Annotated in this window: 28 protein-coding genes, 1 tRNA gene and 1 pseudogene; 24 read left to right on the top strand and 6 right to left on the bottom strand. The window is 66.6% G+C overall.

Annotated features, from left to right (window positions below; genetic code table 11):
* The first annotated feature begins 59 nt into the window (after positions 1-59).
* The 8 genes from ACZ3H8_RS19215 (at position 60) to ACZ3H8_RS19250 (ending at position 4,429) form a co-directional block, all read left to right on the top strand.
* Positions 60-671: a DUF2637 domain-containing protein gene (locus tag ACZ3H8_RS19215; RefSeq protein WP_467403318.1), complete on the top strand. Its 612-nt coding sequence runs from the start codon at positions 60-62 to the stop codon at positions 669-671.
* A 17-nt stretch (positions 672-688) separates the two neighbouring features.
* Positions 689-901, top strand: a complete 213-nt coding sequence (locus tag ACZ3H8_RS19220; protein ID WP_467403320.1) for a hypothetical protein — start codon at positions 689-691, stop codon at positions 899-901.
* The gene (locus ACZ3H8_RS19225; RefSeq protein ID WP_467403323.1) at positions 871-1,062 is read left to right on the top strand and encodes a mobile element transfer protein; all 192 of its coding nucleotides are present in this window, start codon (positions 871-873) and stop codon (positions 1,060-1,062) included. Before ACZ3H8_RS19220 ends, ACZ3H8_RS19225 begins: the two co-directional genes overlap by 31 nt.
* Before the next feature lie 10 nt (positions 1,063-1,072).
* On the top strand, positions 1,073-1,267 hold the full coding sequence (locus ACZ3H8_RS19230; RefSeq protein ID WP_142214576.1) for a hypothetical protein: 195 nt from the start codon (positions 1,073-1,075) through the stop codon (positions 1,265-1,267).
* Positions 1,268-1,282: 15 nt separating this feature from the next.
* Positions 1,283-1,582, top strand: a complete 300-nt coding sequence (locus ACZ3H8_RS19235) for a hypothetical protein (RefSeq protein WP_467404069.1) — start codon at positions 1,283-1,285, stop codon at positions 1,580-1,582.
* Between the two features lie 153 nt (positions 1,583-1,735).
* On the top strand, positions 1,736-3,058 hold the full coding sequence (locus ACZ3H8_RS19240) for a replication initiator (protein ID WP_467403325.1): 1,323 nt from the start codon (positions 1,736-1,738) through the stop codon (positions 3,056-3,058).
* The gene (locus tag ACZ3H8_RS19245; protein ID WP_467403328.1) at positions 3,051-3,263 is read left to right on the top strand and encodes an excisionase family DNA-binding protein; all 213 of its coding nucleotides are present in this window, start codon (positions 3,051-3,053) and stop codon (positions 3,261-3,263) included. The genes ACZ3H8_RS19240 and ACZ3H8_RS19245 overlap by 8 nt, the downstream gene beginning before the upstream one ends.
* On the top strand, positions 3,263-4,429 hold the full coding sequence (locus ACZ3H8_RS19250; RefSeq protein WP_467403330.1) for a tyrosine-type recombinase/integrase: 1,167 nt from the start codon (positions 3,263-3,265) through the stop codon (positions 4,427-4,429). Before ACZ3H8_RS19245 ends, ACZ3H8_RS19250 begins: the two co-directional genes overlap by 1 nt.
* A gap of 51 nt (positions 4,430-4,480) precedes the next feature.
* Here the strand turns inward: ACZ3H8_RS19250 and ACZ3H8_RS19255 are convergent.
* Positions 4,481-4,554: transfer RNA gene (locus tag ACZ3H8_RS19255), tRNA-Gly, on the bottom strand.
* Positions 4,555-5,021: 467 nt separating this feature from the next.
* Between ACZ3H8_RS19255 and dcd the strand changes: the two genes are divergently transcribed.
* From dcd to ACZ3H8_RS19285, 6 genes and pseudogenes are all read left to right on the top strand, one after another.
* Positions 5,022-5,597: a dCTP deaminase gene (gene dcd / locus ACZ3H8_RS19260; protein ID WP_307662108.1), complete on the top strand. Its 576-nt coding sequence runs from the start codon at positions 5,022-5,024 to the stop codon at positions 5,595-5,597.
* Positions 5,598-5,600: 3 nt separating this feature from the next.
* Positions 5,601-6,110 (top strand): phosphoribosyltransferase, encoded by a 510-nt coding sequence (locus ACZ3H8_RS19265; RefSeq protein ID WP_467403333.1) that lies wholly within the window; start codon positions 5,601-5,603, stop codon positions 6,108-6,110.
* Between the two features lie 186 nt (positions 6,111-6,296).
* Positions 6,297-7,487 carry a PIN domain-containing protein gene (locus ACZ3H8_RS19270; protein ID WP_467403335.1) on the top strand — a complete coding sequence of 397 codons (1,191 nt, stop codon included), beginning with the start codon at positions 6,297-6,299 and terminating at the stop codon, positions 7,485-7,487.
* Between the two features lie 216 nt (positions 7,488-7,703).
* Positions 7,704-8,480 (top strand): hypothetical protein, encoded by a 777-nt coding sequence (locus tag ACZ3H8_RS19275; RefSeq protein ID WP_467403338.1) that lies wholly within the window; start codon positions 7,704-7,706, stop codon positions 8,478-8,480.
* A 197-nt stretch (positions 8,481-8,677) separates the two neighbouring features.
* Positions 8,678-8,761 (top strand): annotated as a pseudogene (locus ACZ3H8_RS19280) (hypothetical protein); the annotation flags it as partial.
* Between the two features lie 29 nt (positions 8,762-8,790).
* The gene (locus ACZ3H8_RS19285) at positions 8,791-9,201 is read left to right on the top strand and encodes a formylglycine-generating enzyme family protein (RefSeq protein ID WP_467403340.1); all 411 of its coding nucleotides are present in this window, start codon (positions 8,791-8,793) and stop codon (positions 9,199-9,201) included.
* 125 nt (positions 9,202-9,326) lie between these two features.
* Here the strand turns inward: ACZ3H8_RS19285 and ACZ3H8_RS19290 are convergent, their stop codons facing one another.
* The 5 genes from ACZ3H8_RS19290 to ACZ3H8_RS19310 all read right to left on the bottom strand — a co-directional run bounded on the left by ACZ3H8_RS19290 (position 9,327) and on the right by ACZ3H8_RS19310 (position 14,589).
* Positions 9,327-11,117 carry a glycosyltransferase family 2 protein gene (locus ACZ3H8_RS19290; RefSeq protein WP_467403342.1) on the bottom strand — a complete coding sequence of 597 codons (1,791 nt, stop codon included), beginning with the start codon at positions 11,115-11,117 and terminating at the stop codon, positions 9,327-9,329.
* Positions 11,118-11,276: 159 nt separating this feature from the next.
* Entirely contained in the window at positions 11,277-11,861 is a 585-nt protein-coding gene (locus ACZ3H8_RS19295; protein WP_467403345.1) for a hypothetical protein, read from the bottom strand.
* 52 nt (positions 11,862-11,913) lie between these two features.
* The gene (locus ACZ3H8_RS19300; protein WP_467403348.1) at positions 11,914-12,483 is read right to left on the bottom strand and encodes a DUF4365 domain-containing protein; all 570 of its coding nucleotides are present in this window, start codon (positions 12,481-12,483) and stop codon (positions 11,914-11,916) included.
* A gap of 774 nt (positions 12,484-13,257) precedes the next feature.
* A complete protein-coding gene (locus tag ACZ3H8_RS19305; protein ID WP_467403351.1) occupies positions 13,258-13,791 on the bottom strand; it encodes a GNAT family N-acetyltransferase in 534 nt (177 codons plus the stop codon).
* Between the two features lie 24 nt (positions 13,792-13,815).
* Entirely contained in the window at positions 13,816-14,589 is a 774-nt protein-coding gene (locus ACZ3H8_RS19310; protein WP_467403353.1) for a GntR family transcriptional regulator, read from the bottom strand.
* Between the two features lie 167 nt (positions 14,590-14,756).
* On the opposite strand from ACZ3H8_RS19310, the gene ACZ3H8_RS19315 reads away from it, so the two are divergent.
* The 10 genes from ACZ3H8_RS19315 to repSA all read left to right on the top strand — a co-directional run bounded on the left by ACZ3H8_RS19315 (position 14,757) and on the right by repSA (position 21,638).
* Positions 14,757-15,098 (top strand): SCO3933 family regulatory protein, encoded by a 342-nt coding sequence (locus tag ACZ3H8_RS19315; protein ID WP_467403356.1) that lies wholly within the window; start codon positions 14,757-14,759, stop codon positions 15,096-15,098.
* A 5-nt stretch (positions 15,099-15,103) separates the two neighbouring features.
* A complete protein-coding gene (locus ACZ3H8_RS19320) occupies positions 15,104-16,462 on the top strand; it encodes an FtsK/SpoIIIE domain-containing protein (protein WP_467403359.1) in 1,359 nt (452 codons plus the stop codon).
* Positions 16,463-16,539: 77 nt separating this feature from the next.
* On the top strand, positions 16,540-16,722 hold the full coding sequence (locus tag ACZ3H8_RS19325; RefSeq protein WP_467403362.1) for a hypothetical protein: 183 nt from the start codon (positions 16,540-16,542) through the stop codon (positions 16,720-16,722).
* A gap of 75 nt (positions 16,723-16,797) precedes the next feature.
* The gene (locus ACZ3H8_RS19330; RefSeq protein ID WP_467403364.1) at positions 16,798-17,475 is read left to right on the top strand and encodes a DUF2637 domain-containing protein; all 678 of its coding nucleotides are present in this window, start codon (positions 16,798-16,800) and stop codon (positions 17,473-17,475) included.
* Positions 17,476-17,481: 6 nt separating this feature from the next.
* On the top strand, positions 17,482-17,676 hold the full coding sequence (locus ACZ3H8_RS19335) for a hypothetical protein (protein WP_142213821.1): 195 nt from the start codon (positions 17,482-17,484) through the stop codon (positions 17,674-17,676).
* Between the two features lie 23 nt (positions 17,677-17,699).
* Positions 17,700-18,020, top strand: coding sequence for a hypothetical protein (locus ACZ3H8_RS19340; protein ID WP_467403366.1), 321 nt, complete (start codon positions 17,700-17,702; stop codon positions 18,018-18,020).
* Positions 18,021-18,108: 88 nt separating this feature from the next.
* Positions 18,109-18,333 carry a hypothetical protein gene (locus ACZ3H8_RS19345; protein ID WP_467403368.1) on the top strand — a complete coding sequence of 75 codons (225 nt, stop codon included), beginning with the start codon at positions 18,109-18,111 and terminating at the stop codon, positions 18,331-18,333.
* Positions 18,333-19,841, top strand: coding sequence for a DNA cytosine methyltransferase (locus tag ACZ3H8_RS19350; RefSeq protein ID WP_467403370.1), 1,509 nt, complete (start codon positions 18,333-18,335; stop codon positions 19,839-19,841). Before ACZ3H8_RS19345 ends, ACZ3H8_RS19350 begins: the two co-directional genes overlap by 1 nt.
* Positions 19,841-20,272, top strand: a complete 432-nt coding sequence (locus ACZ3H8_RS19355; RefSeq protein WP_467403372.1) for an ASCH domain-containing protein — start codon at positions 19,841-19,843, stop codon at positions 20,270-20,272. The genes ACZ3H8_RS19350 and ACZ3H8_RS19355 overlap by 1 nt, the downstream gene beginning before the upstream one ends.
* Complete coding sequence (gene repSA / locus ACZ3H8_RS19360; protein WP_467403375.1) at positions 20,265-21,638, top strand: replication initiator protein RepSA; 1,374 nt, start codon at positions 20,265-20,267, stop codon at positions 21,636-21,638. Before ACZ3H8_RS19355 ends, repSA begins: the two co-directional genes overlap by 8 nt.
* Positions 21,639-21,669 lie beyond the last annotated feature (31 nt).

Here is a 21,669-nt window from a genome sequence, read left to right on the forward strand (position 1 = left end):
GCGTGACCGCATCGCGCCGAGTCCCTACCCCGCCATGCCCCGAAACCGGAGGTCCTGCCGTGCGTGCGTTGCCCGTCCGTGTCGACGCCGTCTTGATCCAGGCGGTCATCGCTGCCGCGCTCTCGTTCGCGCACCTTCATGACCTGGCCGTGGCAGCTGGCCAGGACGGTTGGAAGGCGTGGGCCTATCCGGTCAGCGTCGACCTGCTGATGGTTGCTGCCTGGAAGCGGCTGCGGTCGGGGGGTTCCAGGGCGGCCGGCTGGCCATGGTTCCTGGTGGCCATCGCCGCGAGCCTCGGAGCGAACGTGGCCACCGCGGGACTGCTCGACCTCGACAACGTTCCGGCGTGGCTCCGCATCACCGTGGCGGGTTGGCCGGCGGTCGCCTTCCTCGGCGGCACGCTGCTCGCCCACGGGGCCAACGAGCGTAGGGAAGCGGTCGACGAACCGGCCCTGCTGCCCGCTGACGAGCTGGATGCGCCCGTGCTGCCCGCGACTCCCGAAGCACCCCGCACGCCTGACCAGCTCCCGGTCGCTCTCGTCGACCACGCCCGGAAGGTCGCGGCGGAACACCGCACCCGCACGGGATCGCCGATCGACACCGCCACCCTTCGCGCCCGGCTCGGTGTCCCGATGCCGCTCGCCGAGGCCATCGCCGCACAACTCACCTGACCGACAAGGAAATGCCGTTGCGTCCGACCACGCTCCGCACGCTCAAGCGCGCGGCCGAACTGACCCGTCAGAACCACTTCGTTGAAGCCGTGCTCCTGGCCGAGCCGATGATCATCAGCGCCGACGAGCAGGAGGCCGCCGAGATCCGCCGCTGGCTCATCGACCACACCGACCAACTCACCCAGGAAAGGACCCACTCATGCCCGCACTGCCGCGATTCCGACGCGTGATCCGAGTCGGCCCGGTCCAGGTCGGCACGTACTACGACGGCCGTGGCCACGAGAAGCACGCCGCTGCCTGTACGGCTCCCCGCTGCGGCTTCTCCACCGACTTCGACAGTCGAGCCGCTGCCGAACTGGCTGCCCGTACTCACCGCTGTTCCGTCCGCTGAGGAGCCTCCCGTGACCGTGAGTCTGCCGCTCGTCTTCGTCCTTGGCGTCATCGCCTGGGCCGCGATCAAATTCCTCGGCATCCGTCTGTGGGTGGCCGTCGTGATCGCACTCTTCGGCTTCTGGCTCTCTCAGACCTTCCTCGCCCCGGCGATCGAATCCGGCACGCGCTCCGGAGTCGACGTCGTCAACGGCACCAACAAGTGAGAGGAGAACGCTGTGCTGCTCCGCCCGAAAATGCCCGACGCTCCGCCTGTCCCGGCCGCGCACCTGATCACCTCGGCGCTACCCGCCGAGCGGCACCACTTCGCCCCCGTGTGCGCCTGCCAGCACGCTCCGGTGGCCTCCGCCGGGCGACCCGTCGCCCCGTACGTGGGCATCGGCGTCGGTGCTGTCGCCGCCGTGCTCGTGGTCGGCGTCGTGTTGACCGCACTCCTGGCCACGGTCGCCATAACGGCTGTGTCCGTCTCCATCGCGGCCCTTGTGCTGCGCTCCCAGCTCAGCAGCGCGCGAACGCGCTGACCGGCCTGCCGGGGCGGCCTCGATACCGCCAAGCATCCCGCCGCCCCGGCAGGCACTGACCCTCCCGACCACTGTCGAAAGGACAGCTCCATTACTACCGGACACACTGCGCCCCCGCTCAAAGACCTGGGCGGGCTCGCCGCACTCGGCAACATGCCTGCGCTCGTGCGTCAACTGCGCGGCCTGGGCGGCTGCACGCACCCCGTACGCCTCAACGGCCATCGCACCGAACACGAACTCAACCAGCGAACGGGGGAGATCGGCCGGGTCCTGCACCACCTCAACTCGGCAGAGCTCCCAGCCAGCCATCTCCTGGTGCGCTGCAACAACCGCCGGGCGACCCGCTGCGTGGCCTGCGCAGAGGTCTACCGCCGGGACACCTACCAGCTGATCACCGCCGGACTGCGCGGCGGCAAGGGCAATCCTGAGACGGTCGCCCAACACCCCAGGGCGTTCGCCACGTTCACCGCGCCCGGCTTCGGTCCCGTCCACAACCGGCCGACCGGCGGGCGCGGAACGACACGGCCCTGCCGGTGCAGCCTCCTGCACGACCAGGACGACGACGTACTCGGCGTGCCGCTCGATCCGGCAACGTACGACTACGAGGCCGCAGTGCTGTGGAATGCCCACGCGGGGATGCTCTGGAGGCGCTTCTCCATCTACCTGCGCAGAGAGATCGCCAAGCGGGCCGGGCTCACTCAGCGCGACTTCCCGAAGGCCGCCCGGGTCTCCTTCGCCAAGGTGGCCGAGTACCAGAAGCGCGGCGCGGTCCACTTCCATGCGGTGATCCGTATCGATGGCCCGGAGGGTAGCTTCAGCTCTCCTCCGGCCTGGGCAACGGCTGAGCTACTGACCGACGCGATCCGCGCCGCTGCTCGCCTTGCGGCCGTCAGCGGGCCCGTTGTCGACGGCCGGCCGCACGCCTTCAGGTTTGGTCGGCAGCTCGACGTACGCCCGATCCGCTCGGCTGACTTCGAGGGTCCGGCTGAACTGACCGAACGCGCCGTGGCCGCCTACATCGCCAAGTACGCCACCAAAGGCGCTGAGGCAGCGACCGGGACCCTGGACCGGCCGATCAAGTTCCTTGCCGAGCTCGCCCATGCGCGCATCACGGACCACGCCCGGCAGATGATCCGTACGGCCTGGCTGCTTGGTGCGCGCAAGGACCTGGCTGAGCTGCGGCTGAGGGCGTGGGCCCACATGCTCGGCTTCCGCGGCCACTTCTCGACCAAGACGCGCCGCTACTCGACCACCCTCGGCGCGCTGCGCAATGCCCGTGCCGAGTGGCGTCGGGTCCAAGCGCTCGCAGCCCTGCCCGAGGAATTTCGTTCCGTTGAGGTCGACCAGGACGAGGAGACGACCTACGTCATCGCCCACTGGGCGTTCGCCGGTATCGGCCTTACCCGCGGCGAGGAGTGGCTATCCGCCTCACTCGCCCCGGCCCTCGGCACGGAAGGAGAACCCACCCATGGCTGAGCGGCTTCTGACCGTGGCGCAGGCTGCCGAGCGGCTGGGCACGAGCGAGCGCTTCCCTCGTCGCCTGATTGCCGAACGGCGCGTGACCTTCGTCAAGGTCGGTCGGCATGTCCGCATCCCCGAAGGTGCTCTCGCGGCCTTTATCAATGCCAACACCGTTCAGCCCGTTCGTCGTAGGCGCTCGCGCTACGGGAGGGCTGCCTGATGGCGGCGAAGAAGAAGCGTCGCTTTGGGCGCATCCGCAAGCTGCCCTCGGGCCGCTATCAGGCTCGCTACCTCGGGCCCGATGGCGTCGACCGCCCGGCCCCGCAGACCTTCGAAACGGTCGGAGACGCTGACGACTGGCTTGCGGAACAGCAGACCGAGGTTCGCCGCGGCGACTGGGCAGACCCGGATGCCGGGGCGGTCAACTTCAAGGAGTACGCGCTCCAGTGGGTCAAGGAGCGTCGCCTCTCGCCGACCACGGACGAGCTGTACCGACGACTGCTCCGCCTCCACATCCTGCCCACCTTCGGCGGCCTGGACCTCGACGAGATCACTCCGCCTCGCGTCCGCTCCTGGCGCTCGGAACGGCTCGACACCACCGGCGCGGACACGACGGTCGCCAAGGCGTACCGGCTGCTGAAGGCCATCATGGAGACCGCTTCCGACGATGAGCTGATCCGTCGCAACCCGTGCCGCATCAGGGGCGCGGGCAAGGAAGACGCGGAGGAGCGCCCGACCGCGACCGTCGCCCAGGTCGACGCGCTCGCCGACGCGATGGGGCCGCGATGGCGGCTCATGGTCTACATCGCCGCGTACGGTCCGGCCCGGCCGGAGGAACAGGCCGCGATGCGGCGTTCGGACGTGGACCTGGAGAATGTCGGCATCTGGGTGCGTACAGCTGAGCCGGAGCTCACCACCGGACGGCGCGCCCCCGGCGACACCAAATCCGAGGCGGGCAAGCGATTCCTCGTCCTGCCGGCCTTCATGGAGAAGGACCTGAAGCGCCACCTGGCCTGGTACGCGGAGAAGAAGCCGGACGGGCTGCTGCTCGTGGGGGAGCGAGGCAAGCCGTTCCGGAGGTCCACCTTCGGGCGGAAGTGGCGCAAGGCTCGTGCCAAGGTCGGGCTGCCGGACAACTTCCGCTTCTACGATCTTCGTCACACCGGACACACCCTCTCGACGCAATCCGGCGCCACGCTCAAGGACACGATGGTCCGCGCCGGGCAGTCCTCCGAGCGGGCCGCGCTGATCTATCAGCACTCGAACCTGGAGCGGCAGAAGGAGGTTGCCGGTGGGATCGACGCCCGCGTCCGGGCCGAGCGCGAGAAGGCCACGGACGTGCCCGACGATCAGGCATCGGGCACGCAACGGGCACGAGACGCTTAGACCGGTCTAGACAACAACAAAGCCCCGGGCCGCTGGCCTGGGGCTTTCATATGGAGCGGGTGACGGGAATCGAACCCGCGCTCTGAGCTTGGGAAGCTCATGTTCTACCATTAAACTACACCCGCGCGGCGAGCCGTCGACCGGCACCGCATCGGCGCACACTCTACCTCATCGCAGGCCCCCGGCGAATGACGCCGCGGGGCCTCTGTGCTCTTCCGTGGCCCGATGTGGCTGCGGGGCGCGGGAGTTGAGGCGTACCTTTGAGCGACGGAGTGCCGCTCGTGGGTGCGTCCCGTTGATCCCTTAATGTGGGCGTTCGTCCGCATTCTTGGGGAAGGGACTCGATGGACTTGATGGAGCGCACCGTCGTCCGCTGTGCCGAGGGGCACGTCTTCACTACCGCTTCGTTCCCGATGCAGCAGCTTGGCGTCGACCGGATCGGGCCCGGGCGGCTCATCCGGTGTCCGCGTTGTGCGCGGCTTCGGAATGTCGTGCCTGTGGAGCCGGTCAAGCGGTAGGGAGCGCGGCGGTCAGGGGGCGCGTGGGGCTGTCCGATTGGGGTGGGCCCGCGCGCTCTGCGTATCCTCGGGGCGTGCTTCTCTCAGACAAGGACATCCGGGCCGAGATCGACGCCGGACGGGTGCGCATCGACCCGTACGACGAATCCATGGTGCAGCCCTCGAGCATCGATGTGCGGCTCGACCGCTACTTCCGGGTGTTCGAGAACCACCGCTATCCGCACATCGACCCCGCTGTGGAACAGGCGGATCTGACCAGGAGGGTCGAGCCGGAAGGGGACGAGCCGTTCATCCTGCACCCCGGCGAGTTCGTCCTGGCGTCGACGTACGAGGTCATCTCGCTGCCTGACGACCTCGCCTCGCGGCTCGAGGGGAAGTCCAGCCTCGGGCGGCTCGGGCTCGTCACGCACTCGACCGCAGGCTTCATCGACCCCGGGTTCTCGGGGCACGTCACGCTCGAGCTGTCGAATCTCGCGACGCTGCCGATCAAGCTCTGGCCCGGGATGAAGATCGGTCAGCTGTGCATGTTCAAGCTGAGCTCGCCGGCCGAGTTCCCGTACGGGAGCGAGCGCTACGGGTCCCGCTACCAGGGGCAGCGCGGGCCCACGGCCTCGCGGTCGTTCATGAACTTCCACCGGACGCAGGTGTGAGCCATGGGTGATGTCCGCGAGAACCTGACGTACGAGAAGTTCGGCGGCGCGATCCGCGAGCTCGCTCAGGCCATCGCCGACGACGGCTACGAGCCCGACATCGTCCTCTCCATCGCGCGTGGCGGGGTGTTCGTCGCCGGTGGGCTGGCGTATGCGCTGGACTGCAAGAACATCCACCTGGTGAATGTGGAGTTCTACACGGGAGTCGGTACGACGCTCGAAATGCCCGTCATGCTCGCGCCCGTACCGAACACCATCGACTTCTCGGACAAGAAAGTCCTCATCGCCGACGACGTGGCCGACACCGGCAAGACGCTGAAGCTCGTACACGACTTCTGTGTCGACCACGTCGCCGAGGTGCGCAGTGCCGTCATCTATGAGAAGTCGCACTCGCTGGTCAAGTGCGAGTACGTCTGGAAGCGCACCGACGAGTGGATCAACTTCCCCTGGAGTGTCTTGCCTGTAGTACGTAAGTCTGGCGAGCCGATCACTCCGTCGAAGGAAGCGCTCTGACCTGCGCTGATACGTGTGCGCCCCTCGTCCCGAACTACCGGCGGCGCTGTTGCGGCGTCGCCCGTTTCCTGCCGGAGTTGGGCGTACTGAGAAGCGACTGAGTGGACAGACCTCGAAACCGGGTGCGCGTGGGCGCAGGGCCTGGAACCCTGTAGATCACTTCAGCAGGGGCATGGGGGCAAGCCGTTGATCATCCTAGACACGAGCATCCTCCGGTCTTTCAACCCGGAGAGCAGCAGCGCAGACCTCCTGCGCACGATTCGGACCGTCGGCGCACAGCAGGTTGCAGTCCCATGGATGGTCATGGAGGAGCTAGCCGCTCAACAGGCCATCAAGTACCAGGAAAAGTACGAAGCTGCAGCTAGGGCTCTTGAGTCTTTGAGACAGTTCACCCCTTGGCCACTGGAGGTGTTGCTGGACCAGTGTGAGCCAGACAGCGTTCGCGCCCACTGGCGAGACAAGTGGGGCCAGGTCGTCGCGGCGATTCCGACCAGCGACGAGGCGTTGCGTCAAGCAGCCTTTCGGGAAGCCAACTCCCTTCCCCCATGCAAGACGTCAAAGGGTGAGAAGACCGGTGCCCGGGATGCTGCCATCTGGCTGTCCGCGACGGAGTATGCGCGTGAGCACCCGGAAGAGACGGTCTACTTCGTCAGCGCGAACACCAAGGACTTCGGCGACGGGGCTTCGTACCCAGCTGTCATGAGCGATGACATCGCCAGCTCGGAAGGCCGGTTCGTGCACTTGACGAGCATGGATCAGGTCGCTGCCCACTTCGCGGAACCGACTTCGACAGACGAAGCACTCGTGGTCGACATCCTGAAGTCCCCAAAGGTCCTGGAAGCGATTACGCAGTCAGCCCAGCAGATGGACGGGTCCTTCGAATGCACTGCCGCAGCTGGGCTCGGAGGCGAAAACGTAATCGTTCGCATGTTCGGATGGATGGCGACCAAGGCGGTCTTCAACAGAGTAGAGAGGATGCAGACGTACCGTATCGGCGATCACGAATGGTGCACAGCCGTCGTCGAATGGCACCTCGGCGGGGTCGTGATTACCGATCTCCTGCCTGGCCGTGGCGCATGGGCCGGCTGCAGTTGGACGACGTCGGTGCTGTTCACGCCGAACGCCGATGATCCACGCCTCGCCGTCCTGCGGAGCGACCCGCCTCGCCCGCTCAGCGATGCAGCTTTCGATGCCATCGAACTGCCTCGTTTTGAGTCGACTCCCGTGGATAACCTCCTCCAGCGGCTGACACGAGCCTCCGCATCCGCCGCCCAGCGCTTTGGGGGGTTGCACCCTTTGCGAGGACAGCGCACTTACGAAGGGGCCCTCGGCCGGGACGTTGCGGCGCTCCGGCTCGGGGACACGGCCGCAGGCTAGGCGCTGATCCGCCCACTGCTCATCCTGGGCGAGTCACCGCCCAGCGCTGACATCCGACGCACGTGCGCGGGCAGTTGAGTGCTGAGCAACCTCCCGAAGGGTGCGTAGGCAGGTGGAGGATGCCCGCCGCATCGAGGCCGAGGAGGCAGATGATGTTCCCGCTCAAAGATTGAGTTTCGTCCTCTAAGGCGCGTATGCACACCTAGAGTGATCAACATGTCGAACACGACTTCCTCGGACGCGCCAGAAGCAGACGAAATAGGCGATCCTGCCCCTCTCTCTACGTGGAGCCGGACTATCGCAGGGACAATCGGTTTCGTTCTCTGCGGAGCGGGGACCGTCGCCGTATTCAAGACGGAAAATCAGGCGGGATGCGTAGCACTTATTCTGGCAGGGGCGCTCTTCATCGTATTGACGATTGGAGGGAATCCTCTTCATAGCCTCGGATTTGGTGAAGCCCAGATGCGTTTTGCTGTCCAGAAGCGCCGCCGTGAAATCTTGGCGAGCGTAAGTGACGCCCCGCCAGAAGAGGCCCGTAGAACACTGGACGTGTTGCAGGCCATCGATCCAGGGGCAGCAAACGATGAGTCATTCAGGTATCAGTCGGCCCGCGCATACGAAGGGCTCATCAAGCAACGATTCATGCAGCTATTTCCAGACTGCGTCATCTCTGACAGGCCCCAGCACGGCCCGATTGACTTTGATGTACTGCGACCGATAGATAAGATCGTATCCGTCGATGCCCTCTTCTTGGAGGGTGCATCTCCGCGAGGCGTCAGTAGGTCCTTGATTCAGAAGCGGACACACAGGGCATCGGGAACTGTTGCGCCGACCATCATCATCAGCAACGTCCCAATCTCCCGAGGAGCTCAAGACGCCCTTGAATCAGCCCAGGCTAACGGGGGCAGAGTGCAGTTCGTGCAATGGCGTGATGAGCGAGACGACACGGAATTGCACACGGCTGCGGAAGCTCTGTTTGCCGAAATTCCCTAGTGCCGGATGGCTTCTGCATCAAGAGCGTGAAGGGGGCGCTTCAATGAGTACGCCATCCTTTTCACGTGATCGGACCCGCAGTTGGGGAAACACAGCCGGCTCGGGCTGAAGGACGGTGTCAAAAGTTGCTGTCAAGGGCCTGGTTTGCGGCATCAAGGAAGGCGTCCTGTGCCTCTAGCGCCGCTAGACGCGGCTCTATGACTTCGCCCAAGGTGCGGTTCTGCGCAGCTACCCGGCATCCGGCGCCTGAACATTGGCAGAACGGCCGGTGTCCGCGTGAACTGTACGACCACCCGGCTGTGCACGTGACATGGCGAGACGCGGACGCGTACGCGCGTGGGCAGGGAAGTCGCTCCCGACGGCCGAACAGTGGGAGAAGGCCGCGCGTGGAACCTCCGGCCGGACCTTTCCGTGGGGGGACCAAAAAACGGCCGCTAAGTGCAACGTCCGTGAGACTGGGGTGGAGGGAACGACTTCCGTCTCCCGATACCACAGCGGCGTTTCCCTGTACGGGGTCTACGACATGGTGGGCAACGTGTGGGAGTGGCTAGCAACAGCGACTACCGCGGGCCGGTACGAACTCAGAGGTAGTGCCTTCACGAGCCCTCTATTTCGGGGCGCCCCTGCCATCTCCAACGACGCCAACGACACAATGCATGACGATGACACCGGATTCCGTTGTGTGGCTACGCCCGAGCAGATGGCCCCTCGTAAGGCATGACGGCTGCTCGTCGGTCAGGAACGCCACCGGCCCGCCCCTCCATCGCCTGTCGGTGCTGCGGCGGCGCTCACTCTAAAACACATGATCGGAGCGGCGGAGTCCGGGGCAGTCCGCTATGGCGCCGGTCAGACTCTCCACACGTGGACGCCGGCGCGCTCCGTTCCGCGCTCGTCCAGGAGCCGGTCCACGGTGGTCTGCAGCTCCTGCTTGTGTGGCTGCGGTGGGAGTACGACTGCGTCGGCCCGCCAGTAGGCGAGATCCTTGCGGGCCTGGCGTCGCTGTTCGGGTCCGATGTCCGGGATGCGGCCGGTGTCGGAGACGGTGAGCAGGAGCTTCGCGGTGGGGCGCAGGATCGGTCCGTACCAGCCGTTGCCGTCCTTATCGATGGGACCGACGAAGTAGCCGCCGGGAATGGCGAAGCCCATGTTGGCGCGCATCTGCCATTGCATCGTTCCTGCGCGGACGTTGTCCGGTACGGGCACGGGGACCAGTGTGCGGCCGGGGTGTACGTAGGACTTCCAGAGTCCGGAGGTGATGAAGGCCGGCGGCGCGTCCCGTTCGTGGGTGGGGTAGGGAGTTGGTGCGATCGGCATCAGGGCGCACGCCAGGGCCAGGGCCCCGGCGTCGCGTACCCGTTGATTCGGGTGTGCGGCGAGCCTCTCGACGGCCAGTGCGAGCAACATGGCGATGCCGACCACGCAGATGAGGGCGAGTCGCCCCTCGACGATCGACCGGAACAGCGGGAGGTAATCGACCAGTGACCACGGGCCCCGGGCGCCCAGGGACAGCACGGCGGCAGCGATCGTCATGCCGGCGAACACCTTGACCATGGGACGGTCCAGCAGCCAGATCACGATCCCGCAGACGATCACCAGCAGTGGCCAGCCGAGGAAGGAGTTCTGCTCGGTGACGCTGTTCCCGGCCAGGGCGAGGGCCGCCTTCGCATCTCCGGCGAGTGACTGTCCGGGGAAGGCGAGAAACGCTCCCGGCTCGTTTGCCGAATCGTGCTTCAGTCGGTAGCTCTGGGACCCGAAGAACTGATGGGCCAGGGGATAGGCCAGCAGCGTCAGGGCGACACCTCCCGCGACAGCCGTGCCGCGGGTGAGCGGGCCGGCGAACCGGCTGGCCTGTGCACCATGGACGGCCGCATAGCCGAGCGCGAACAGCGCGATGCCGATGGCCGCGATGAAGAGTAGTTCTTCGCCGATGAAGACCTGGTAGGTGATGAACAGTCCGAGAACGGCACCGTCGCGCGGCAGACTCTGGCTGTGCCGCAGTCGCAGCAGCCGGTCGATGATCACTGGGATCATGAACTGCACGGTGAGGTTGGGGTGGGCGGTGGCGTGCGAGACCATCGCGGGTGCGAAGGCGCAGAAGCCGCCGGCGAGTAGCGCGCCGGTGCGTGAGGTGGTCACGTATTTCGCGGCCAGCCAGTACCAGGAGAATGCCGTGGCCGCGAGGCCACCCGTCATCAGCAGCGTCCACGTCACGCCCGCACCGGCGAGGAGGGTGAGGGGGGCGAGCGGGAGAGCCAGGCCGAGCATGGCGGTATTCGCCATGAGGTTGACGCCCTCCGGGGCGTTCAGCAGCCCGGTGGACAGCGGATTGGTCAGGTGCACCAGGTCGTGTGCGGCTTTGGTGAAGAGCCACTCGTAGAGCGTCTGGTCGTTGGCGCTGAGGGTGAGATAGCTCCTTGTCGGGTTGGACCACAGGCCGTGGTAGAGGTAGAAGGAGATCAGCGCATAGAGCACGGCGGGACTCACGGACGCGAATCCAAAACGATGCGGCCCCGCTCCATCCGGGGCGCGGTCTTGGTCGGGTGCATCGATCGAGTCGGTGGCCGGCTGCGGCTGCTTGGTGACACTCGGGGTGTTCATGATGCTCCGGGAGCTGGAGTAGTGCGGCTGGACTGCCATCACCGGAACGCTTATATCAGCCGCTATTCTCCAGCCGTGTGCGTAACACGCGTACTCGACCTCGCACCACGAAGTCGGATAGGCGCCGATCCGACCTCTCACTTCAGAAGACGAGCTGATCGCACGCCAACTGCGCACAATTCTTCTTCGGCGGTCAGATTAGCTCGTCGCGGGATTCTGCCTGAAGCGATGGCGCAGAAATTCTGCGTCCAGCTCGACCTGCCCAATCAACCTCCACGCGCGGCGCGCGTACGTGAGGTCACCTGTGACCGTGATGGGAATCTTGTTCCGATAGGCGAGGATCGCCCATTCATGGTCCTCTGCGGACAGCACCATATGAACGTTCCGCAGACGCCCGCGCACCTCGGCGGTGATAACAACCGTTGCTACCTCATCGTCGTCGGTGAGCTCTTCACGAGAAAGCGTGCGAACTGCGCCGACAAGAGTCTCCCGGTGAGGTGGCTCTTCGCGGCGAGCCAACCGTTCGCGCACCCTAGGGAGCTTCTCCATTTGTGTTCGGTTTAGGATAATCGGCTCTTGACCGACCGACGGAAATTCGCCCACTCTCGCCCAGTCAAAGGACAAGTCCAACTCGCGAAGCCCCACGGCTTGCGTCATATCCTCCAATGATTCGACGAGACTAGCGCTCACGCCAACCGCGCTAGGCTCCCCGGGTAGAAGAAGAGGCTCCGGGGCTGCGGTGATTTTCTGTGTCGCTTCAAGTCCGCCTGCAAGAGTGGTCATGACTCGACGTGAGAACGAGGGGAGATCCGGTTCGGTTGTGTCGCTAAGCGGCTCATCGCCCAGACGTGTCACGACCGTGAAGATAAAGCTCCCTCTCTTTGTGTGACCTGATGCCCTTGAGATGGGGCACGTCGAACATGTTCTGTCGCGGCAAGCGCACGGTGATCGAGTCCCTGCCGTCAGCTAGAGAACCAAGCTCACTCGCAGCTTGCCAGTACATGCGGCTCTTCGATAGGAGCTGCGTCTCGTCCTGCTCCAACCACGGGCCGGCGCCAACCGGGATCACCAGAACCCCCAGGTAAGCCTTCAGGTACCGCGATGGCCTGGTGAGCTTCTCAAACGGGGCCGCTTCCATCCGCCAGTTGACGTATGCGTCACGAACAAGATCGGTTCGGTTCGTGCACTTCACCTGAAGCTCAAACTGCGGCGCATAGAACATGGCGTACTGAGCCGATGACACAACGGTGATGTCTACGCCGTCGTAGTCTGTTGCGTGATCTTTTACTGAGCAACCCGCCGCAGCAGCGATCATGCGGACGAAACCCAGGCTGAACTGCTCTTTCATGGCGTTCATGGGGAGCTGGTTATGAGGATCCTCGGCCAGGTCCATCAGTTTGATCACGTGCGCATCACCAGCCCCCCAGCGCTTATGCAGCGCCTCGCCCGATGACTGACGATAGCGGCGAAGGATCAGAGCGTCACTGGAGATGACAGAAAGAGTTGCCTCTCCCGGCCCCCGTCGTCAGATGTGCGTGAGGTCGGTGGAACGGCTTTGGCCGGTGTCCTGCCCGGTTTGGGGTCGAGCATGATCAGGGGGCCGTACGCTTGCCAGCTACTCGGGCAGGCTTGTCCCCTGCCCGCAATGTGTCCGAGTGGCCCCCTGGTCTTGCTCGACGCGGGACCCGAATCGGGGAGTGTGGGTAAAGCCGTGGAGCCGTCCGACCCACCCCCGGCCTGGTATTTTCGCCCCCTTGTGGGCGCGGGCGGGCGACGACGTGCGGCCCCGGTGGCGTAGACATGGAGGGGCAAGCGCGGCGGCGTCCGGCCGGCGCCGCCGCGCTGTGCGCGGCACCCTCTGATCTCTGATCAGACTGCTACCGCAGTTCAGGAGGCCGGGAAAGCAGACGTTCGATGCGTCAAATGTGGTGTTCTCCCGAGCGTCCGCCTCTTCCCCCGGGCCTGGTGCGCTGGTGTCTCTTGAAGCCTTCTGGGGCCACTCGGGCGCATGGCGAGCATGGGACAGGGCGGTCCCGTGTGACTGGGCTGCGTGTGGCGGCTCGGCTGGCAGTGATCCTCGATCGCTGACTGAACCCCGGGTCGGGCAGCGAGCGAAGCGAGCACTTGATAGACGTAGGGAAACTCTGTCCGCGCCGCCGCTGATTGCTCGCGCTGCTGGTCAGTCGGTGGGTGCGACGAAGCAGAGAGCGGATGTCTGTTGGCCTTCGCCGTAGGTGTGGATGGTGCTTCCGATGATCTGGCAGCCGAGCCGCTCGTAGAGGCGGATCGCAGCAGCGTCCTTGGTCATGACATCGCCGACGAGAGCGAGGTTACGCCTTCGGGCGTACGAGGCGGCTTCCCGGGCGAGACCTTCACCGACAGCCTTCCTTCGCGCCTGTGGCAATACGAAGAGCCTTGCAAGGACGACGACTTGACCCTCTGATACCTGCGCTTGCTTCAGGTAGAGCGAGACGGCTTCTTCGCCCTGCGGCCGGCTGACCGCGACATGGCCGACGACTTGTCCCGCCATCTCGGCTACCCACGCTTCGAGCAGCCCCGGCGGACTCAGCCATCCCTGCGGGTCCTCCACACCTTCTACGGGGTAGCCGTCGGCGGCATGGACTGTCACGAGCCCGGCGGCAGCAGCGGGGAGATCCTCGTCAGTGCGAGTCCGGATGATCACGTTCGGCTCGGTTGTTGCGTCAGCATTCACGGCGAACTCCTCTGCTCTGACTTCTCATTCGACCGGGATGTTGTAACTGAGTCCGTTCATGTCGGCGCGCATTACGAACCTGGTCACCTCGTAGGGTTCGCCGTCCTGGTCGATGCTGGTGTGCATCACCTCGATGACGGGCACGCCGGGAGACAGGTTCAGGTATCCGACTTCGTCCGGTGTGGGCATGCGTGCCGTGATCTCATCGCTGATACGGGCCATCACGTGGCCCTTGTCCTCGAAGACTCCGTGGATTCCGTACTGGTGAGGGACCTCCGCTTGAAGGAGGCCCGTTCCCTGGGCGATGCGCCATGGGATCCACGTCGTCACGCGATAGACGGGGTCTGCATCCGCGTAGAACACATTCTCTCGACACACCACGGACTTGGTCTTGTCGGAGACCTTGAGCTGGTCCGCTAGGGCCTTGTCTGGCTTGATGCGCTCGATGCCAAGGACTTCGAACCTTCCGACTTTGCCCTGCTTCGCGCACTCCACAAGGAACGGCGACAGTCCCGATTCGCGGTACTTCGGCGAGTATCTATCGCTACCCAGGCGAATGAGGGGCTGCTTCACGCGAACGAACACGCCCCGACCATGCTCAGCGACCACCAGCCCTTCTTGGGCAAGGATCTTCAGGGCTTCGTCGACTGTGTTGCGGACGGCCCCGAACCGCTCCGCAAGCCTGCGCTGGGACGGGAGCTTCGCTCCGGGCGCATGCTGCCCGCTTTCGATCTCTTTGCGGAGTTGATCCGCAATCCGTCGACTCAGCGGCCTTCGATCTTCGGCCTGGTCGGTCATCACTACCTCTCCTAGTGGCTGGCGCCAGTTTACGTCCTGGCTTGAGCCAGTTCCACGCAAGGGCTTGACGTCACTGGCTTGAGCCAGTTCTACTGGTGCAAGCCAGTTCAACTGGCGTGCGCTACTTGCCAGTTGGATCAACCCTCCGAGCAAGGAGTAAGACAGACATGCGCAGGATCCCCGTGAAAACCGAAGCCATGACGGTGATGTTGATCCAGGCTCCGGAGAAGAAGGTCAAGAACCGGGAGACCGGTGAGGTCGCGACCGACAAGTCGGGCAAGGTGCAGTTCAACGTGAACGTGGCCGTGGTCGTGGATGGCCGGCCGGACGCGGTGACCGTCGTGGTGACCGAGGACGGTGTTCAGCCGGACCTGTTCCCCGGCATGCCGGTGGCTCTGCCCGGCCTGTTCGCGACCCCGTGGGAGAACGACTTCGGGCACGGCATCAGCTTCAAGGCAACCGCGGTGATGGCCGCAGAGGTTCCGGCGGCTGCGAACGGCAAGGTCTGATCGTCATGGTCGAACTGCTGCTGTTCATAGGCGCGTTAGTGGTCTTCGCGCTGATCGTTCGGGTCAAGGCTCCGGCCGTGTACTGGGTGCTGTTCGGTTTTCCGGCCGCGCTGTACCGGGTGTTCTCGTCCTACCGGCAGACGATGGAGGCGTGTGAGCTGACGGTCGCTCCGCCGTGGTGGAAGGTCTTCGCTCGCAAACTGTCCGCTGGTGAGCAGCAGGCGCGCCCCGGGATTCCGAAGGTGCGGGGGATCCGCCCCACCAATACGGGTCTGCGGATTCGGCTGCGGCTGGCTGCGGGGCTTGCTCCGGACGATGTGGTCAAGTCTGCCGAGCGGCTGCGGCACGCCTGGGGCGTGTACTCGGTGCACGTCGCTGAGATCAAGCCGGGTGTGGTGGAGCTGCGGCTCACCGGCTTCGATGTCCTCGACCGGGTACGCATGCCGCGCCGTCTGGCTGCGGGTCCGCTGTCGGCGACCGTGGCCGTGTGTGAGGACGGCCGGCCGTACGTCCGCGACTACCAGGCCAAGCCGCACGGCCTGACCCTGGGCGCGAACTACTCGGGCAAGTCCATGTATCAGCGCTGCCTGATCAAGGACCTGGCGAAGCAGGAGGTCGCGCTGGTCGGCATCGACTGCAAACGCGGCGTCGAACAGGCCCCGTTCGCCCCGCGCCTGACCGCGCTGGCCATCACCCCCGACCAGGCCGATGGGCTGCTCGATGCGCTGATCGAGGAGATGGAATCCCGCTTCGACCTGCTGTGCCTGTACCAGGGCATCGATTCCGCAACGCCGCTGGAGGACATCACCTCTGACATCTGGGGCCTGCCCAAGAACCTGCGGCCGGTGCCGATCGTGATCCTGATCGACGAGATCGCGGAACTCTTCCTGATCACCACCCGGGAGGACACGGCGCGGCGGGATCGCATGGTGACGCAGCTGGTGCGGCTGGCACAGCTGGCCCGTGCGGTGGGGATCTATCTGGAGGTGTGCGGTCAGCGCTTCGGCTCCGAACTCGGCAAGGGCGCAACCGCCCTGCGCGCTCAGCTCTCCAACCGGGTGGTCCATCGCTGCAACGACAAGCAGACCGCCGACATGGGCCTGGGCGACGTCAACGAACTCGCCGTACTCGCTGCCACCAGCATCAGCCCCGAGCGGGCCGGAACCGCGATCGCCGGGGACTCCTCGGGGTACTGGACGCGCATCCGCACCCCGAAGACCTCGCTGGGTGAAGTCTCCGGCCTCTGCTACCGGTTCGCGCACCTGACCCCGCGCATCCCGACCCTGGAGCCGTTCCGCCCGCAGGCGGTCATTCCGATGCAGAACTCCACCCGTGCACCGGTCGAAGCCCCCAGCGCGCTCTAGCATCGCTGTCCCATCCCGGTCGGCGTGACCGTCTCGCGCCAGGTCCCTACCCCCGCCATGCCCGAAGGGAGAAAAGCGTGACCGCTGCCAAGCGCTCTCGCCGCCCGGCCAAGCCCAAGCCCACGCCGTGTCCGGACTGCCAGACCGGTCAGATCTCCGAGTCCTTCAAGATCGGCGCTCGCAGCAAGCGCGAGAGCTCGGACCGGCAGGAAGCCCTGTGCCTGACCTGCTTCGGCACCTGCCAAGCCCCGACCGACTGATCCCGCCGGTGGCTGGGCGGCTGGACGCATGAGCCCCGCCCGGTCCCGGCCCAACACCCAAGGAGGTGAAGACCCGTGGCCCGATCGATCCGCCTGGATGCCGTGCTGGTGCAAGCCGTGATCGCCGGTGCGCTGTCCTTCGCCCACCTGCACGACATCGCCGTCGCCGCCGGACAGGACGGCTGGAAAGCCTGGGCCTACCCGATCAGCGTGGACCTGCTGCTGGTCGCGGCCTGGCGACGTCTGCGGATCCTCCGCGCTGCCGGTGAGCCCGCGCGTGCGGCGTGGAGCTGGTTCGCCGTCGCGCTCGCCGCATCGCTCGGCGCAAACGTCGCCACCGCGGGACTGCTCGACCTCAACGCCGTGCCCGCCTGGCTGCGGATCCTGGTGGCCGGCTGGCCCGCCCTCGCCTTCCTCGGCGGCACCCTGCTCGTCCACACTCCCGCCCACCAGGCCACCGACACGACCCCGGTCCCGGCCCCGGTTCCCGAACCGGCTGCGGATGTCGCGCTCACCCGCGACGCACCCGCCCAGGTCCCGGCACCCGAGCCCGAACCTGTTGCTGGTTCGGTTCCGGCGCTGCCGCCCGCCTCCCCGGTGCCTGCCGCGCTCGTCGCGCACGCCCGGAAGGTCGCCGACGCGCACCGAACCGCCACCGGCGATCCGATCGACGCCGACACCCTGCGCGTCCGTCTCGGCGTTCCCGGCCCGATGGCCGATGCCCTCGCTCTCCAGCTCACCGGAAAGGACTGACCGGCTGTGAACGTCGAACTGCCGCTGATCGCCGTGATCGCCATCTTCGGCTACTTCGGAATCAAGATCATGCGCCCGCCGACCTGGCTGATCGTCGTGCTCCTCCTCGGCGGCTTCCTGCTCGCCGACACATTCCTGGCCCCGGCGATCGAGTCCGGCACCAAGGCCGGTGTCGACGTCGTCAACGGCACCACCAAGTGACCTGACCGGAAGGGAGAACCACCGTGATCCGCCCCGACGCACAGCTCCGAAGCGGCCACGTCCCCGCCGACCTGATCCCCCCGGGCACCGACCCCCGATCCGTGGTCATCGTCCACACCGCGCCCCGCTCATGGACAGGGCCGGTGCTCCTGGTCCTGGTCGCCACAGTCGGCCTGTGCGGGCTGGTCTACATCACCACCGTGGCCGTGCTGTCCCTGGTCCAGGTCGCCGCCACCACCGCCGCAGCGGTCAAGACCGCGATTCCCACCCTGATCGGCGGCGGCGGGCTCATCACCCTTGCCATCAAGACGCCCAAAGCAGACCGCAAACGCACCACACGCTGACCGGCCCCGGAGCGGTTTTCAACCGCCAAGTTTCCGCCCGCTCCGAGAGCCGTGCCCCTACCCGATCTCACAACCGGAAGGGACTCCCATGATGCCCGACCGCGCTGCCCGGATCTGCCCGGACTGCGACGGCTTCCCGTCCGTCGCCGTTACCCTCGGCGGCCGCGACCGCTCCGGACACCTGCGCACCATCACCGCGCACTGCCCGGCCTGCCACGGCACCGGCACCGCTCCTCTCTGGCTCGTCACCTCGCGCCGCCCGGCTGTCGGCCAGCTCGGTGTGACCTCCTCCGGGCGGGAGGCAGGCCGGTGATGCGCCGATCCGCTACTTCCCGGCCGACGTCCATCCATCTGTTCTGCGGTGCCGGTGGGGACTCCGACGGGTTCCGCCGGGCCGGGTTCGATGTGGTGCTGGGTGCCAATCACTGGGCTCGGGCCATCGAGACGCATGCGGCCAACTTCCCCGAGGCCGAGCACCTCTGCGTGGATCTGGACCACTACGACATGCGGCGTCTGCCCAAGGCCCGTGTCCTGGTCGGCTCGCCGATCTGCACCGAGGGCAGCCCCGCTGACGGCATCAGCCGCCCCAAGCCGCCGCCCACCCCCGGTCAGCTGGATCTGCTGGAGGAAGGGCCGATGCAGGACGCCGCGTGGGAGCGGACCCGGGCCACCGCATACGACATCCTGCGCGCTGCCGAGGTCCACAACTTCGACGCTGTCGTGTGTGAGAACGTCCCCCGCTTCGCCACCGCCTGGCCGCTGTTCTCCTGGTGGCTGCACGCCTGGGAGATCCTCGGCTTCCGCCACCAGATCGTCTCGGTCACCGCAGCCCACATCGGCGCCGACGACAACCCGCACGCCCCGCAGTGGCGGGACCGCATCTTCATCGTCTTCACCCGCCGGGAGCTGCGGGCACCGAACCTCGATGTCCGCCCGCCCGCATGGTGCGCGGCCTGCGAACAGGACGTGCTGGCCGTCCAGTCCTGGCGTAACGGCCGGAAGATCGGCAAGTACCGGCAGCAGTACGACTTCCGGTGCCCCAACGCCGCCTGCCGCTACCGGATCGTGGAGCCGTACGTGCGGCCCGCTGCCAGCGCGATCAACTGGGCCGATCCCGGTATCCGGATCGGGGAGCGGCACACCAAGGGCATGAAGCCGCTGGCCGCCTCCACCCTCCGCAAGATCCGCCTCGGACTGGAGAAGCACCGGGTACCGTCCGTGGTCACGGTCAACCACAAAGACCAGGGCGACGGCCGCGCGTTCCCCGCACTCGCCGCACCGCTGCCCACGCGCACGGTACGGATCGGCGACGGCATCGCCATCCCGCCGATGCTGGTCCCCACCGGCGGCAGCTGGAACACGGACGCCGCTGCCGTCACCGTGCCCATGCGGACCCGCACCACCCGCGAGAGCGAAGCCCTGCTGCTGCCCGCTCCGTTCATCACCGAGCACCGCGGCGGCGGCTCCACCACCCGGGGAGTCAGTGACCCGCTGGCCGCGATCACTGCCGGAGGCAACCACCACGGCCTGGTCATCCCCTACCGCAGAGGCGGGCCGACCACGACCGAGGTTCCGCTGCACACCATCGCCACCCGCGAGTCGGCCGGCGTGGTGCTCGGAGCCGACAGCACACCCGAGCAGATCGATCCGGAGGACTGCTACTTCCGGATGCTGTCCGCCCGCGAGCACCTGCGCGCCCAGCGCTTCACCGACGACTACACCGTCCTGGGCCACGGGGGAGAGCAGACCAAGCAGGCCGGAAACGCCGTACCCGCCAACGTCGCCCAATGGATCGCCACCGCCCTGCTGGAGGTGCTCTGATGCGCCCCGAACTCGACACTGCCCCGGTCCCGGCGTTGACCGTGTGGCAGCCCTGGGCGAGCGCGATCGCCTACGGCACCAAGCGGATCGAGAACCGCACCTGGCCGACCGATCACTGTGGCCTGGTCCTCATCCACGCCGGACGCACCACCGACCCCAACGCCCATGACGCCCCGCTGGCCCGGCCATTCCTACGCCGCCCCTACCCGCGCGGCGCGATCGTCGCCGTCGCCCGCCTGGAGGGCTGCCATACAGATGACGGCTGGTGCACGCTCTGGTCCGCCCGGGGCCGCTACCACTGGCGACTGTCCACAGTGACCCCGCTCGCCGCGCCGCTGTCCTGGCCCGGCGCCCGAGGTCTGTGGACCCCGCCGCCCGGCCTGCTCGCCGCACCGCTCCTCGCCGACGCGCTGGGGGCTGCCCGTGGCTGACACGCTGGACCCGACCACCCTGGGCGATTTGCTCAGGGTGGCTTCGGCCCCCGACTTCGCCCGCTGGCAAGACCAGATCAAGAGGACCGGTGGGTGCGCACAGCCCATCCATCTCACCGGCTGGTCCCTGACCCGCGACAAGACCACCGGGCAGGTCCTGCACACCTACTCGACGCAGGATGAGCCCGGTGGCCGGCTGCGGATCGCCTGCGGCAACCGCCGCGCCTCCCGCTGCGAGCCCTGCGCCTACCTCTATGCCGGTGACGCCTACCGCCTTGTCCGTGCGGGCCTGGCTGGCGACGACGCCATGAACATCCCCCCTGCCGTGCGCGAGCGCCCCCGCGTCTTCGCCACACTCACCCCACCGTCGTTCGGTCGCGTGCACAACATTCCCGACTCCGGCCGCTGCCGCTGCGGGACACGGCACGCCGAGGACGATCCCGCCCTGGGCACCGCCCTTAACCCGGAGACGTATGACTACGCGGGCGCGGTGCTGTTCAACAACCATGCGGGGGAGCTGTGGCACCGGTTCATCAACCGGCTGCGCCGTGAGATCGCCGCACGTGCCGGACTGACCCAGCGCGAGCTCGCAGCTGCGGTCCGGATCTCGTACGGGAAGGTCGCCGAGTTCCAGAACCGAGGCGGGATCCACTTCCACGCTGTGATCCGTCTCGACGGACCCGAAGGCCCCGACAGCGAACCGCCGGCCTGGGCCACGCTCGACTTGCTCACCGACGCGCTCCGCGACGCCAGGAAGCATCCCTACACCACCGTGACGGTGCCCGCTGTCGAGGGGCAGTCCGCTCGCACGCTGTGCTGGGGCGAGAAGTTCGACGTCCGGCCCATCACGGCGTTCGACAGCGACGACATCACCGAGCAGAAGGTCGCCGCCTACATCGCCAAGTACGCCACCAAGGCAGCCGAGACCACGGGCAGCTTGGACCGGCGTATCGGCGAACTCGCCGAACTGGACCAGCACCGCGTACCCGACCATGCCCGGCGGCTCATCCGCGCGTGCTGGGATCTCGATCCGCTCTACCCGGAACGCAAGCTCTGGGCCTGGGCTCACATGCTCGGCTTCCGCGGCCACTTCTTGACCAAGTCCCGCCGCTACTCCTCGACGTTCGCTGAGCGTCGTCAGGTCCGTGCCGACTACCGCGCTACCGAACAGCGCCAAGCGCTCGGCCTGCCCGAGCCCGATACCACGCTCGTGCTCGCCGACTGGCGCTACGAGGGCCACGGCCACACACCCGGCGAATCCGCCCTCGCCGCCTCCATCGCCGAAGACATCCGCATCAACCGAGAAACCGCCCGAGAAGCCCTGGCCGACCGGAGAGGGGGTGAGCTGCATGCCTCGAACTGCTGAGCAGGAGCCTCATAAGGACGCGGTGATGACC

This window comes from Streptomyces sp. NPDC002868, assembly GCF_055563295.1.

Excerpts from the sequence above, each read along its gene's own strand:
- ACZ3H8_RS19225 (WP_467403323.1), top strand. The coding sequence starts at position 871 with ATGCCCGCACTGCCGCGATTCCGACGCGTGATCCGAGTCGGCCCGGTC.
- ACZ3H8_RS19285 (WP_467403340.1), top strand. The coding sequence starts at position 8,791 with ATGGCGAGACGCGGACGCGTACGCGCGTGGGCAGGGAAGTCGCTCCCG.
- ACZ3H8_RS19320 (WP_467403359.1), top strand. The coding sequence starts at position 15,104 with ATGGTCGAACTGCTGCTGTTCATAGGCGCGTTAGTGGTCTTCGCGCTG.
- ACZ3H8_RS19290 (WP_467403342.1), bottom strand. The coding sequence starts at position 11,117 with ATGGCAGTCCAGCCGCACTACTCCAGCTCCCGGAGCATCATGAACACC.
- ACZ3H8_RS19240 (WP_467403325.1), top strand. The coding sequence starts at position 1,736 with ATGCCTGCGCTCGTGCGTCAACTGCGCGGCCTGGGCGGCTGCACGCAC.
- ACZ3H8_RS19295 (WP_467403345.1), bottom strand. The coding sequence starts at position 11,861 with ATGACCACTCTTGCAGGCGGACTTGAAGCGACACAGAAAATCACCGCA.
- ACZ3H8_RS19345 (WP_467403368.1), top strand. The coding sequence starts at position 18,109 with ATGATGCCCGACCGCGCTGCCCGGATCTGCCCGGACTGCGACGGCTTC.
- ACZ3H8_RS19350 (WP_467403370.1), top strand. The coding sequence starts at position 18,333 with ATGCGCCGATCCGCTACTTCCCGGCCGACGTCCATCCATCTGTTCTGC.
- ACZ3H8_RS19315 (WP_467403356.1), top strand. The coding sequence starts at position 14,757 with ATGCGCAGGATCCCCGTGAAAACCGAAGCCATGACGGTGATGTTGATC.
- ACZ3H8_RS19310 (WP_467403353.1), bottom strand. The coding sequence starts at position 14,589 with ATGACCGACCAGGCCGAAGATCGAAGGCCGCTGAGTCGACGGATTGCG.
- ACZ3H8_RS19265 (WP_467403333.1), top strand. The coding sequence starts at position 5,601 with ATGGGTGATGTCCGCGAGAACCTGACGTACGAGAAGTTCGGCGGCGCG.
- ACZ3H8_RS19250 (WP_467403330.1), top strand. The coding sequence starts at position 3,263 with ATGGCGGCGAAGAAGAAGCGTCGCTTTGGGCGCATCCGCAAGCTGCCC.
- ACZ3H8_RS19275 (WP_467403338.1), top strand. The coding sequence starts at position 7,704 with ATGTCGAACACGACTTCCTCGGACGCGCCAGAAGCAGACGAAATAGGC.
- ACZ3H8_RS19355 (WP_467403372.1), top strand. The coding sequence starts at position 19,841 with ATGCGCCCCGAACTCGACACTGCCCCGGTCCCGGCGTTGACCGTGTGG.
- ACZ3H8_RS19245 (WP_467403328.1), top strand. The coding sequence starts at position 3,051 with ATGGCTGAGCGGCTTCTGACCGTGGCGCAGGCTGCCGAGCGGCTGGGC.